The 12,647-nt window shown below is 68.7% G+C and carries 14 protein-coding genes and 1 pseudogene; 6 read left to right on the top strand and 9 right to left on the bottom strand.

The features are described from left to right. Window positions 1-7 precede the first annotated feature (7 nt). The 4 genes and pseudogenes from IE308_RS01145 to IE308_RS01160 form a co-directional block, all read right to left on the bottom strand. Window positions 8-598, bottom strand: a complete 591-nt coding sequence (locus IE308_RS01145; protein ID WP_190216186.1) for a hypothetical protein — start codon at window positions 596-598, stop codon at window positions 8-10. An 87-nt stretch (window positions 599-685) separates the two neighbouring features. Beyond that, a pseudogene (locus tag IE308_RS01150) lies at window positions 686-1,486 on the bottom strand (IS5 family transposase). 105 nt (window positions 1,487-1,591) lie between these two features. Beyond that, window positions 1,592-2,041 (bottom strand): SUKH-3 domain-containing protein, encoded by a 450-nt coding sequence (locus IE308_RS01155; RefSeq protein ID WP_190216187.1) that lies wholly within the window; start codon window positions 2,039-2,041, stop codon window positions 1,592-1,594. A gap of 98 nt (window positions 2,042-2,139) precedes the next feature. Beyond that, on the bottom strand, window positions 2,140-2,643 hold the full coding sequence (locus IE308_RS01160) for a hypothetical protein (protein WP_190216188.1): 504 nt from the start codon (window positions 2,641-2,643) through the stop codon (window positions 2,140-2,142). A 616-nt stretch (window positions 2,644-3,259) separates the two neighbouring features. Here IE308_RS01160 and IE308_RS01165 point away from each other — a divergent pair. Continuing rightward, the gene (locus IE308_RS01165) at window positions 3,260-3,634 is read left to right on the top strand and encodes a hypothetical protein (RefSeq protein WP_190216189.1); all 375 of its coding nucleotides are present in this window, start codon (window positions 3,260-3,262) and stop codon (window positions 3,632-3,634) included. Window positions 3,635-4,759: 1,125 nt separating this feature from the next. Here IE308_RS01165 and IE308_RS01170 read toward each other — a convergent pair. From IE308_RS01170 to IE308_RS01180, 3 genes are all read right to left on the bottom strand, one after another. Then, on the bottom strand, window positions 4,760-5,890 hold the full coding sequence (locus IE308_RS01170; protein ID WP_229908745.1) for an MFS transporter: 1,131 nt from the start codon (window positions 5,888-5,890) through the stop codon (window positions 4,760-4,762). A 241-nt stretch (window positions 5,891-6,131) separates the two neighbouring features. Next, entirely contained in the window at window positions 6,132-6,464 is a 333-nt protein-coding gene (locus tag IE308_RS01175; RefSeq protein ID WP_229908644.1) for a hypothetical protein, read from the bottom strand. Window positions 6,465-6,599: 135 nt separating this feature from the next. After that, complete coding sequence (locus IE308_RS01180; RefSeq protein ID WP_190216191.1) at window positions 6,600-7,037, bottom strand: DUF3592 domain-containing protein; 438 nt, start codon at window positions 7,035-7,037, stop codon at window positions 6,600-6,602. A gap of 307 nt (window positions 7,038-7,344) precedes the next feature. Between IE308_RS01180 and IE308_RS01185 the strand changes: the two genes are divergently transcribed. The 3 genes from IE308_RS01185 to IE308_RS01195 all read left to right on the top strand — a co-directional run bounded on the left by IE308_RS01185 (window position 7,345) and on the right by IE308_RS01195 (window position 9,598). Further along, window positions 7,345-8,061, top strand: a complete 717-nt coding sequence (locus IE308_RS01185) for a DUF4328 domain-containing protein (protein WP_190216192.1) — start codon at window positions 7,345-7,347, stop codon at window positions 8,059-8,061. Window positions 8,062-8,247: 186 nt separating this feature from the next. After that, complete coding sequence (locus IE308_RS01190; RefSeq protein WP_190216193.1) at window positions 8,248-8,991, top strand: SAM-dependent methyltransferase; 744 nt, start codon at window positions 8,248-8,250, stop codon at window positions 8,989-8,991. Between the two features lie 190 nt (window positions 8,992-9,181). Continuing rightward, a complete protein-coding gene (locus IE308_RS01195) occupies window positions 9,182-9,598 on the top strand; it encodes an ATP-binding protein (RefSeq protein ID WP_110635512.1) in 417 nt (138 codons plus the stop codon). A gap of 91 nt (window positions 9,599-9,689) precedes the next feature. On the opposite strand, the gene IE308_RS01200 is transcribed toward IE308_RS01195, so the two are convergent. Together IE308_RS01200 and IE308_RS01205 are read right to left on the bottom strand one after the other, a co-directional pair. After that, a complete protein-coding gene (locus tag IE308_RS01200; protein ID WP_190216194.1) occupies window positions 9,690-10,070 on the bottom strand; it encodes a hypothetical protein in 381 nt (126 codons plus the stop codon). Between the two features lie 204 nt (window positions 10,071-10,274). Next, window positions 10,275-11,183 (bottom strand): EamA family transporter, encoded by a 909-nt coding sequence (locus IE308_RS01205; protein ID WP_190216195.1) that lies wholly within the window; start codon window positions 11,181-11,183, stop codon window positions 10,275-10,277. A gap of 19 nt (window positions 11,184-11,202) precedes the next feature. Between IE308_RS01205 and IE308_RS01210 the strand changes: the two genes are divergently transcribed. Both IE308_RS01210 and IE308_RS01215 read left to right on the top strand, forming a co-directional pair. Continuing rightward, on the top strand, window positions 11,203-11,769 hold the full coding sequence (locus IE308_RS01210; protein ID WP_229908645.1) for a MarR family winged helix-turn-helix transcriptional regulator: 567 nt from the start codon (window positions 11,203-11,205) through the stop codon (window positions 11,767-11,769). Between the two features lie 128 nt (window positions 11,770-11,897). Next, window positions 11,898-12,641 (top strand): SDR family oxidoreductase, encoded by a 744-nt coding sequence (locus IE308_RS01215; RefSeq protein ID WP_190217311.1) that lies wholly within the window; start codon window positions 11,898-11,900, stop codon window positions 12,639-12,641. Window positions 12,642-12,647: the final 6 nt, after the last annotated feature.

Raw genomic sequence — 12,647 nt, forward strand, 5'->3', positions numbered from 1 at the left:
TTATGGTTCAGGTGAGGGGTTGAGTGGCCTGGGGAAAGCCCAGCTGGTCGAGCAGCGTGCTGAAGAGGTCTTCTGCGAAGGTCGCGTGTGAGCGAAGCAGCTCTTCAATCCTGGCTGTCTTCGGCGTGACGAGGACGCCAGCAGCTGCGGCCCAGGCAACGGCGCCCTCGGCGTCGGTGGGTATCTCGGCGTCGAGTTCGGCGCGCTTATGTCTGACGGCTTCGTGGAACTCTGGCGTGTCCAGCCACAGGAGTTGATCTTCGAGGTCTTCGGGCTCCTCGGCCAGAAGCCTGGCGGCGATGTCCAGGTTGAGCCACGCCTGCCAGCGCTGTCCGGTGGTGTCCAGCCCGGTCACGAGAGCGAGGGAACTGTCCGAGACGTCGGCGACGCAGGCCGGTGCACTGCTCCACTCAACCAGGGCAGGCAGGTCCGCGTCGTCCCATGTCCCGAAATCGATCTGGAGCGTCTGCCAGCCGCCCGATCGCGACTCCCATGTGTGCACGGTTGCCTTCAGCTCTTCGTCGAGGCTGTCGAAGACGGGAGCTTCCAGCAGGGGGCGGTTCCTGCGAGCGAAGACCAGGTGACCCGAGAATCCCATGGCAGTTCCTCCTTCGAGATGGTGAGCGCACCTTACGGGCCGCCGGTGACAACGGGAGCCTGGTCAGCATCTGCGCGGCGGCCAGGCTCACCTGCTGAGACGGCGATACCCGATGAAGGCTGCGGCGATGGCAACGAACGCGAGGAAGTGCTCGGCTTTGGGTTCGTAGCGGCGGTGCAGGCGGCGGCAGCCGGCCAGCCAGGACACGGTTCTCTCGACCACCCAGCGGTGGCGGCCCAGCCGCTGGGAGGACTCGTGCCCCCTGCGAGCGATCCGGTGGCGGATACCGCACCCGCGAAGCCAGCGACGGAGTCGTAGTCATAACGCTTGTCGGCGTGCAGTTTCTTGGGCCGGCGGCGCCGGGGCCCACTGCGGGACCGGACGGGCGGGATGCCGCGCACGAGGGGCTCCAGGCCCTGGCTGTCGTGCATGTTCGCGCCGGAGACACCCAGGGACAGCGGCAGCCCGTTCCCGTCCGTGATCAGGTAGATCTTCGATCCCAACTTGCCGCGATCGGTCGGATTGGTCCCGTCAGTGGCCTCCCTTTGCGGCCCGCAGGCTCAGGGAATGGATCTCGCACCGCGACCAGTCCAGCTCGCCTCGCACTCCGAGTTCGTCGAGGATCACGCGGTGGAGCCTCGCCCAGACCCGGTCGCGGTTCCACTGGGCGAACCTTCGGTAGGTCGTCTGCCAGCTCGAGCCGAACACCGGTGGAAGCGGCCGCCATGTACAGCCCGACGTCGCCACGAAGATGATCGCTGCCAGGGCCTCACGGTCACCTGCCCGGCGCTGGCCCCCACCCTGTGGGCGTATCACTTCGGTCGGCGGCACCACTCGGCGAAACAGCACCACCCACAGGTGGTCCGGCCCCGCACATACGCTCGCCAACGACCGCTTCGGCGTGGGCTCCGAGCAACGGCTCTCTCCTCGCCCACCCGTTCGCCAGTCAACGACACGCGACAGCCAACGATGTGACGATCCCTGGCAAGGGTTCTAAGTCCGTGCACCACCGATCATGTCGGGCATCACGCCGAGGATCAGATTCTCAAGGGCACGCGGCATTGCCCCGAAGCTGGCGACCCAGGTTTCGACAAGGTAGATCTCACTGGTCTCATCGATACCAAGAAAGCATCGGCCGTCATCGAGCTCACCGAGCGGAAAGAGATCTCTTCCCAGGAATTCGCTCCACTCAGAGAAGCGGTCGTCCTCTCCCCACGCCAGCTCCGGCTCCAGTTCGAATGGTTCGCGGGCGCAGCTGATTCCTGGGCCGCTGACACTGACGGTCAACCCGCCGAACTCCTGGAGGAACGTCTCAGCAGCATGGTGCATGCCCATGCCGACGCCTTCGAACATGGACCGCCACCGAGCCGTGTTGACCCGCCTGCCAGCCGTCCAACCCGCAGCCTCAAGGACCTGAAGCACCTCTGGCGACCATTCGCTCACGAAACACCCCCGCTCCCGTCACCTCGAAGTAGGAGGTGATCATCTCAGCAGACGGATCCGAGTGAGTACAGGGTGTCCCCACTTGACGGCCCTTCGGGTCAGTGATCTCGGCATGCGGTCCGAGCGGAGCAGTCGTGTCCGTCGCCGGGCAGGCCCATGACGTTCAGAACGGGTTCCTCGGCCTTGCAGATCTCAAAGGTGAATTGCGCTCCTGACGCGACCGCCGTGAGCGAGCACTGGTTGCCGAAGGTCAGCGGAGCATATGGCTCCCAGGAACAGCCGACCCTGTCCAAGGCGGAAACGACGTCCGTATGCCTGAGCCCTGCCGGGAAGCTGACCGTCCCCCCGCCCACCGACCGCGGAAGGTCGACGACATCACGCCAGGTCTGGACGCAGATGAGGGAGACGTTGCGGCAGCGGCAGACACTCACCTCAAGGTCTCCGTAGGCGAAGAGCCGCGGCCATCTTCTTTTCCGGCTCGTTGTTCCAATGTCCCACGGCTCGCCGAGTGCCGCGGTCACATCGTTCCAGTCGGCTCCGATGAACACCGGGCCCAGCCGACCTGACATCGCCATGCTGGTCAGGACATCGAGAATCTCCACGAGGCGGAGCTTGACAGGTGCCCTGAGCAGCGGTCCATTGGTTTCAGGGGGCCAGCGCGACGCGGGTTGTCCAGGCCCGAAACCAACGCGTACGGGCGGGAGCCGTCCCACACCGCGAAGTCGCCGTGGCCGAGCCGACCTCAGCGTCGCGCTGCAAAAGCCACGCGAACCCACGGGTCACCAGGGCGAGCTGGTACTGCTCGCGGTCATCTCGGCGGAGCACGCCGGAATGCGCCGCGCGCGGCGCGGGAGTAAGAGAATCGCGACACCTGTGCCGCACCGAGGTGCGGCAACCCGCCCTGCGAAACCACCTGGGCGAGCCAGTCGAACCGGTCGGTGGCCGGCACGTCCACCGCCGTCATGCCCTGCCCACCATCCGCTTCCTCCCCGGCCGGGTCCTGCTCCTTCCGGCCGCGTGCAGTGCGGAAAATGGGGTACCTGAACGCGCCGAATCCGACAGAACGACGACTTCCCCAGCCCACCGCCCCGCGCACGCACGGTCAAGGAAGCCCGCACGCACGGCACACCACCCCGCAGTGGCGCCGACCTAGGCTCTGTTGCCCAGAAGGGCCGACCGGCCACCTGATGACAATGACCGAACGGGGGACATTTCCGCATGTCCAAGAACATCGCCGCTCGCACCGCCGTGGCCACCGCCGGCCTCGCCTTGGCCGCCACGGGAGTCCTCGCGAGCCCGGGTACGGCCTCCGCGGGCTCCAACGGCCAGCAGATCTCCTACACGGACCGCGCGACGCCGGGCGTTCGGCACTCGATCGAACTCTACGGATACAACCAGAACGGCGAGGAGAGCCTCGGCTGCTTCAACATCGACTCAGGCGGCACCACCAAGATTTCCGGCTGGTGGTGGCGGGGCGACCTCACGGTCAAGGCGTACAACAGCTACGACTGCCAGAACCGCTACTCCTGGGGAACCCACGTCGCTGTCCCGTACTCCCAGAGCGACGACTGGGTCCCCGTCACCGGCTACTAGGTCGGTGTGGCGTGACTACATGGGGTGCGGGTGATGCCTGTTCCGCGGACAGAGCTTCGCGCGATGGCTCTGCGTACGGCCCTTGCCACGACCGCGTGGTCCCGTCGCCCTCGTCGATGGCCGCCGCCCCGAGTACCCGCGCCGGCTCTCCGTCCTCGGGCCGAGGACGGAGAGCCGGCGTCTGCCGTTGCCGAGCCAGACGTGGCTTCGTCAGGGCAGGGCGCCAGGGCGGCGCGTACACCTGAGCCATCTCTAAGTGCGGCCCGCGCCCGTTGCTCCTCGCTCCTGGTCTTCGCCGACTGTCGGGTCCGGCGGAGGGATTCGGTGTCGATCGGCGACGATCAGCCTACGGAGCTGGGGGCCGCTGTCGCTCCCCTGGTGGAGTCGTTGACGGCCGGCCAGGTCACGCCGGAGCAGCTCGGGCTCGTACGGCGCGCCCTGGAGGCGGCTTTGCCGGACGCGACGCCGCGGGCGCCAAGGTCATCTCCGGCGACAACGCGGTCTCCATCGACGCGGTGCTGTCGTCCTCGCTGTCGCCACGGCGCGCTTGGTGGGTGAGCCGGCTCGCGGACAGCGACGCCGTTGATCAATGAGGGTCTGTGCGCTTCTGCCTCAGCTGGACTGGTCAGTGGAGGAGCACATGGCCCTGTCCGTTGAGTAGTAGCGGCCCTCGTCGCACAGTGCGTCGATCTCGGCGTTTTCTTCCTCGCTCAGTTGCGCATCCAGCGCAACGGTGATGACACGCCGGGCAGCCCTACATCTGGTGGACCTCCACGGAGAATCCGTCTGCGAGGACGGAGTTCAGGTGGTCCGCGTGGGCACCCAGCCATTGACGAGCGTCAGAGGACTGTGACGTCAGTTCGACGAGCACGTAATCCTCGGAACCAGCCGTCGACCCACCACAGACGCAACACCGCAGGCGCTGGCTCACCACGCCTGTCCACTCGGGCTCGTCCTCGGCCTCTACGCCCGTCTGATCATCGACATTCACGGCACCATCCTTCCAAACGCCCTGGATCAGCGGCCCTTGACCGCAGAGATGGTTCGGTCGGAGAGCAGGGATGGCTACGGAGCTGAACAGGACAGGCCAGGGTGAGGGCAAGCCCTTCGGAGAGCCAGAGCGGGTCAGGCGTTGTCCGGCCACGTCAGGCGGCGGGCGCCGTGGGCACCTACCGCGAGGACCGTGAGGGTCGCTGTGAGGCCGCCGAGCGTCATGACCGTAGAGGGCGAGCTGCTGTCGACGACGAGCCCACCGGTCAGAGCGCCCAGGGAAATCGTTACCTGGAACGACGCGGTGAAGATGACGGAAGCGGCTTCGGGGGTGTCAGGGCTCGCCTTGGTGAACCACGTCTGGGAACAGACAGGGACCGCGCCGTATGCCACCCCCCAGACGACGAGGAGGGCGATCGCTCCGGCTGTCTTCTGGCCCAGAACGGGCAGCAGCAACGTGGCGGCGGCGATCATGCCGGCGGCGGCACCGAAGGCGGCCCGAGGGTGCCGTGCGACCAGGAAGCCGCCCAGGAAGTTGCCGAGGATGCCCGCTGCTCCGTAGAGGAGCAGGAAGACGGTGACGAGCCGGGAGCTGACGTCGGTGACCTGCTCCAGGAACGGTGTGACGTAGGTGTAGGTGCCGAAGTGCGCCCACACGATGAGAACCGTCAGAAGCAACGCACTTCGGGTGGCAGCGCTGGTGAGCATGCCGCGCAGTACGCGCAGGCGGGTGGTCCGGCGAGGGGGCAGGGGCGGCGTGACGATCAGCATCATGACCAGTACGGCGACGGTGAAACCGCCCATGGCGATGAACGCGGCGCGCCACCCGGCCAGGTCGCCGATGAGTGTGCCGGCCGGCACGCCCAGGACGGAGCCCAGGGGCACCGCGGAGAAGATCACCGCCGTGGCTCGGCCGACGGATGCGGCGGGTACCAGGCGTTCGGCCAGGGAGGCGCCGATGGACCAGAAGCCGCCGATCACGATGCCGACGACAACGCGGGAGACCAGGACCAGCCAGTAGTCCGGAGCCGCCGCCGCCAGGAAGTTCGCTGCGGCGAGCAGAACCATGAAGGCACACAGCATCAGGCGGCGGTCGATCCGCGCCGTCATGACGGTGACGACCGGGGCGGCGATCGCTGCGAGAAAGCCGGGCATGGTCATCGTCAGTCCGGCCATGCCGTCGGAGATGGTGAATCCGGCGCCGATTTCGGTCAGGAGGCCGATGGGGAGAATCTCTGTGGTGACTATGGAGAAGATGCCCAGCATCACGGCGACGACGGCCAGCCATCCGGTCACCGGGGAGCGGGGCAGTAATTCAGGGCCGCCAGGGTCACGCGTGGTGGCGGTGCTGGCGGTGGTGGCCGTGGTGGATGCAGCCATGGATTCCGTCCTGTGATGTGCGTGCCGTTGCACGTTCAGTTCAGAGGCGGAGTGCGGCAAGGGCTGGCAGGTATGCGACGTCAGCGCAGGGTCGACGGGTGATGTCGTTATTCCGCTCGTGCGCGCCTCACCACAGGTGCAGGAAGCTCCGGGCATCGTCATACCCGTCGAGGGCCCGTCCGTCGACGTCCCTTGCGTCGGCCTCGGCCCGCGCCGCGAGTGACTTCACCAGCGCGAGGGCCTCATCGCTGAGTCGCCCGAAGCGCCGAGCGGTGTGTCCCAGACACAGCCCCGCCAGCCCGAGCAGGGGACTTCCCGGCACCGCCCGGGTCCCGACCTGCATGCACCAGTACTCGACGAACTCGGCGTCGTCGTCGTGCAACGCGGTCCCGACCAGGACGGTCGCCGCCTCACCCTCCGCCGAACGGTCACGAAGAGCTCGCTCCAGCGTCTCGACCACCTCCTCGTGAGGCAGGGCCGGAGGGTTCTCGAAACTCCGATGAGAATGCATCCGACGAGACTACGACGACCGCATCCGGCATCAGCAGCCATGGGGCGGCGACGGACTTCGGTCTGGTGTGGAGTTGTCGGCCCGTCAGAAGTGTCGGCTGAACTGCACCATGACGGCGACCAGGCCTGTGGCGAACCCGCCGAGGAACACCAGGGCGCACCCCGTGCCCGCCATGAGCCTGCCTCTGGCCGGTGCCTGCGCCGTGGCCCGTTCGGGACGGTCAGGGATGTACCAGACGGTGGTGATGTCGCCTTCGAGCACCGTCGCGGGACCGTTCTCCTCCTCGAAGCGGACTGCACGGCCGTCGCGCGTGGTGAACTCGTAGACGTGGTGCAGCGTGGTGGACACCGAGCTGTCGCCACTGCCGCCGCGGGTCGTGGTGAACATCCTCAGGCACCGGCCCTCGGCCATCGCCCCGCTCCACGCCCGATTGATCCACAGTGCCTTGCGCACGACAGCGGTGATGCCCACGAGCGCCACCGAGATCATGATCGACGGCACGATGTAGAAGAAGACCTCCATGCTGCTCCCCCGTGTTCCTTATGGTCCCCGTGCTCCGCGGGGTGGGGGGAACGTACCCGCCCCGGAGGACGGATTCGCTCAAGCAAGGCTCAGAGAACGGGCGCAACCCGGGCGCCCGCCCCAGGGCGGCTTCAGGCATCTGGCGGACCGGTCGGGCTGGGAACCGAGTAGACGTACGTCGGTATCCGGCCGTATCTTCCGGTGTCCGCGCGCGTCTGCGCGCGTGCGTCGGCACGTGTGCACCGCGCCGGTTCGGGGGAGCACCGCGCGCCAGTTCGGATCTCGTCTTCTCGGGGGGGACCTTCTCATGACCACGCCCATGCCCGCACCCATGCCGACGCCGCCGTACTCTGCCCCTCCCGGCGCCTGGCTGCGCTCGCCGGCCGCGCTCGGCCGTGCCACCGTCGTGCTGCTCGGCCTCGTCATCGCCACCGATCTGTTCGCCTGCTACGCGGACTGGCTGGAGATGGACGTCACCGGCGACCTGGCCGATGGCGTCACCGGCACCGACGTGATCGACCGGGCGGACCGCGCGGACGCCCTCTACGGCATCGCCGGCATCGCCCAGGGCGTCGCGCTCGTGGCAACGGCCGTCGTCTACCTCTGCTGGCTGTGGCGGATCCGGGTGAACGCCGAGGTGTTCGACGCCTCCCGGCACCGCATGAAGCGCGGCTGGACCATCGGCGCCTGGTTCTGCCCGGTGGTGAACCTGTGGTTCCCGCGCCGCATCGTCGCCGACAGCTGGGACGCCAGCGCTCCCTGGGGCTCGCGGTCCGGGCACGCGCCGGTCAACGCCTGGTGGACGGTGTGGCTCCTCAGCCTCCTCGGGGACCAGTACGCCGAGCGCAGCTACCGGCAGGCCGAGACCGCGGCAGAACTGCGTGAGGCCACCACGACGATGCTGTTCTCCGACTGCCTCGACATCGTGGCCGCGGTCCTCGCCATCGTGGTGGTCGTCCTCCTGACCCGGATGCAGGAGCGCAAGGTCCGCTCCGGCGAACTGCCGGCTCCCCCGCTCGGCTGAAACCAACGGCCTGGCCCTCCGGTTCCGGCCTCACCGCTACCACTCCCAGACAACCAACGCGCCCCGGTCTTCCCCGGTTCCGCGCGACGCGGCCGTAGCCATGCTGCGCTGTTGGTCGTCGTGGGGGTCCCGCACTCGATCACAAAATGTCATGCGCGCGGTCGTACGCCGTGTCACACTCCGCCGGTGAATCGCGAACAAATGTCCCGGCTCGCCCACGCGGACCACCCCATCGCGGCCCCGCTCGACGACGACGCAGTACAGCGACTGCTCGACCGTGCCGTCCCGCGTGCCGACGCCCGCGTCCTCGACCTCGGCTGCGGCGGCGGAGAGTGGCTGCTGCGCGCCCTCGGCGCACACCCGCGGCTGCGCGCCGAGGGCGTCGACCTCTCCGCACGCGCCCTGGCACACGCCCGTGAACGGGCCAACACCCTCGGCGTGGAGGAGCGTCTCCTCCTCCACCAGACGGACGCTGCGGAGTTCAGCGCGCCCCACCTCTTCGACCTGGTGATCTGCGTCGGTGCCACCCACGCCTTCCGGGGCCTGCTCGCCACCCTGGACGCCGCCCGCAAACACCTGGCCCCCGGCGGGCGCGTCCTCGTCGGCGACGGTTTCTGGGAACGCGAACCGGGGCCTGAGGCAGTGGAGATGCTCGGCGACCTCGCCGATCTGCCGACCACCGTCGAGCAGGTTGTCAACGACGGATGGACCCCGGTCCACGGCCACATCAGCACCCGTCACGAACTCGACGCCTACGAGTGGGCCTGGACGGGCTCACTGTCCGCCTGGGCCCTCGACCACCTCGGCGACCCGGGCAGCGCCGAGGCTCTGGAGGCGGCCGCCGCCCATCGCGACGGGTGGCTGCGCGGCTACCGCGACGCCTTCGGCTTCGTCACCCTGGTACTGCGCCAGACGCCCACGAACGGCTGACCTGCTGGCCGGCCGATCCCCACGACGCGGACTGTTGGCGAACCAGGCAGGGGGGTGATCCCCCAGGTGGGAACACCCTGCCCCCCTCCCCCGTGTCCGGCCGCTGCCGCCCGCTGGGGCGATTGCAACGTACCGGGCCCGTGTCGGGGTAACCGACTGGACACGTGAAGTCTGCGAGGGCAGGGAAGACATGGACGGACGTTCGCTGCGCGCGGTGGGCTGGGCCCGCTCGTTGCCGCTCGACAGCCAGATCAAAACGGCACGTGACTGGGCGCGAGCCCATCTGGACGAGGTGGGATGGACGAGTCACCACCCCGATACGGCCGACGACGTGCTGCTCGTCGTATCGGAACTGGTCACCAACGCGCACGTGCACGGGCACAGCTCCGCGCAGCTGGTGATGTCCTGGGACAGCCAGTGCCTGCACATCGCGGTGCACGACGCCTCGCCGGTGCTGCCGACGCCCCGGGAGCCCGAGGAACTGCGGCCTGGTGGGCGGGGCATCCTCCTCATGGAGGCGCTGGCCGATCGCTGGGAGGCGCGGCGCTGTCCGCACGGCAAGACCGTCATCGCCTGTTTCCAGCCACCGGCCGACCCGGAGCGCTGACGTTTCTCCGTGGACGGAGGGCGGATGCCACGGAGTGGTGAGCGGAGCGGAGTGGGCCGCTCCCGCGGTGGGTGCGGGAGCGGCCGGTGGGTCACCAGCAGTGGGAGCTGACGTTGCCCACCTCGTTGCCCTTGAGCAGGCCGCCCCAGATGTAGTTGCCGTCCGAGAGGTAGACCCACTTGTCGTGGCTGTAGCCGTTGGCGGTGACCATGCCGCCCTCGCGCCAGCACACGCCGATGAGGTTCTGGTTCGCCGCGACGGTGTAGGCGATGCGCCAGCCCGTCGACGGCCCGATCCGCACATTGCCCTGGACCCAGGTGGTGACGGTCTCGTACTCCGCGGCCACGTTCGTCCGGCCGGCGTGCGGGGCTTGCGCCGCCGAGGCCGGAGCCGCCATGCCGGCGGCGGCCATCACACCCACCGCAGCCGTGATCATGATCTTGGTCAGCCGGTGTGAACTCGTCCTGTGCATCGTCTGATTCCCCCTGACGGGTTGTGGCCGGGCCAGGCCCTGGGCCGGGCGGTGTCACTGGTGCGCTCAGCGTCGCCCGCAGCAGGGTGCCGAGCCAGCCTTTCGGGAATCCTCGAAAGGTCCCCGCGGCCGCCCCGCCGGGGGCTCGCACATCCCGTCCGGGCAGAGGCGGTGCAGCAGTCGCACGGCTCCCGTGCCGCCGGCTCAAGAGGGCGCTCGCGCGGGGCACTCGTCGACCACCTGATCGAGGGCCCGCCGGCCCCGGCGTGGACGCTTGGGCCGGCCGAGGACGACTCCGGTGAGGACGAGGACCAGTCCGCACGTCTGCTGCAGAGTCAGCAGCTCCCCGGCGACGGCTGTGCCCAGCAGCACGCCTGTGACGGGGTTGAGCAAGCCGATCAGTCCGACGGTACTGGCCGGCAGGTGCCGTAGGCCGGTGAACCAGGCGGTGAAGGCAAGCGCGGTGGCGACAAGGGCGACGTACGCGAAAGCGAGCAGCACGGGCATGGGGAGTTTCGGCGGCGGGCCCTCGACGGCCGCGGCGACCGGCAGCAGGAACAGCCCTCCGGCGGTGAGTTGCCAGGCGGTCGATGCGAGCAGGTCGGCACCGGTGCTCCACCGTTTGGCGAGGAGGTGGCCCAGGGACGACACCAGCACGGCGGCCAGTGAGGCGAGGACGCCGGGCACGCTGGTGCCCTGCACGCCCGTGAGGAGGGTGAGACAGACCCCGCCGAGCCCGACCACCGCGCCCGCGATGTGCGCGGGTGTGGGCCGCTCCGACAACAGCGGCCACGCGATGAACATCATGGTCAGCGGTGACACCGCCATGACGGTCGAGGCGACGCTCGTCGGGAGGAGTTGCGAGGCGGCGAAGACGAGGACGAAGAAGATGCTCACGTTGAGCAGGCCCAGCACTGCAGAGCGCCCCCACCACGATCCATGCGGACGCCGCCTGCTCAGGGCCAGGAGGACCAGCCCCGCCGGCAGCGCCCGAGCTGCGGCTCCGTAGAGCGGACGGTCGGCCGGCAGGAACTCGTGCGTGACGTAGTAGTTCGTCCCCCAGGCCACCGGCGCGATCGCGGTCACTGCCACCCAACGGAGATTACCTTCCATGGAAGGTAATATAGCTTCCATGGAAGAAAACGTCGTGGGCGGTGCAGGCCGGGGCGCACAGGATCACGTGGCGCGCATCCAGGCCGACTGGCGCCGTGAACGCCCTGCCCTCGATGTCCGGCCGCAAGGGGTGATCGGCCGGCTGCACCGCCTGGCCGACCGGCTGTCCGATGAGCTGCGTCTCGTCTACGGCCGCTACGGCCTCAGCGAGGGAGAGTTCGACGTGCTGTGCGCACTGCGCCGCGCCGGTGAGCCCTTCGAACGGGCGCCCGGCGAACTGGCGGCGCACACCATGGTCACCACCGGCGCGATGACGAAGAGGATCGACCGCCTGGAGCGCGCGGGCCTCGTCACCCGCCGCCGTTCCGCTGACGATCAGCGTGGCCGGATCGTCGCCCTCACCGGCCCCGGGCGCGAACTGATCGACCAGGCATTCACCGAGCACATGCACAACGAACGCCGCCTCGTCGACATGCTGACGCCTGCCGAGGCCGAGTCGCTGGAGACGGTGCTCACCGGGTGGCTCTCCCGTATCGAGCACCGCGCCGACGGACCGGTGACCCGCTCCGGGCCGCCCGAGACCTAGGCAGCCCGAGACATGAGCACCCTGCCCCCTTGATCGGGTCGGCCCCGACGGGTTCAGGCAACCTGTGAGCCCGCTCACGTCCTCGTGGATGCATGTCACAGGCGCGGAGGCTGTCTCGTCTCGGGGGCATGACGAACATGACGAAGACCTCCGTGCTGGTCACCGGCGGCAACAAGGGACTCGGGCTCGAAACGGCCAGGCGGCTCGGCGAGCTCGGCTGGACTGTCTTCCTCGGCTCGCGTGACGAGGGCCGGGGCCGCGCGGCCGCCGACAAGCTGGCCGCCGAGGGTGTGGATGTGGTGATGGTTCCCCTCGACGTGACCTCGGACGTGTCGGTCGCGGCCGCGGTCCGGCTGGTCCGTGCCCACACCGACCGGCTCGACGTGCTGGTCAACAACGCCGGGACCCCGGGGCACATCGTGCCGCCCGCGGACGCGACGGTCGAGGAGATCCACCCCGTCTTCGACACGAACGTGTACGGGCCCATCAGGGTCACGCACGCGTTCCTTCCGCTGCTTCAGGCGGCGGATCACCCGCGCGTGGTGATGGTGTCCAGTGGGGGTGGCTCCTTCAGTGTGGTGACCGACCCCGAGCAGCCCGTCTCGAAGATGCACGAGCTTGCCTACAGCACCTCCAAGGCGGCACTGAACATGATCACAGTCCGCTATGCGCAGGCGCTTCCGGGGATCAAGTTCAACGTCGCCACGCCCGGCGAGGTCGCGAACCGCAAGTTCGCCGCGACCGACATGAACAACCACACCGGCGCCCTCACGGTCACCGAAGGCACCGATTCGATCATTCGGCTGGCGACGCTGGGTCCGGACGGGCCGACCGGGACGTTCGTCGACCGTCTCGGTCCCGTCGGGTGGTAGCCACGG

It is taken from the genome of Streptomyces griseosporeus (assembly GCF_014656055.1).
Classification (GTDB): domain Bacteria; phylum Actinomycetota; class Actinomycetes; order Streptomycetales; family Streptomycetaceae; genus Streptomyces; species Streptomyces griseosporeus.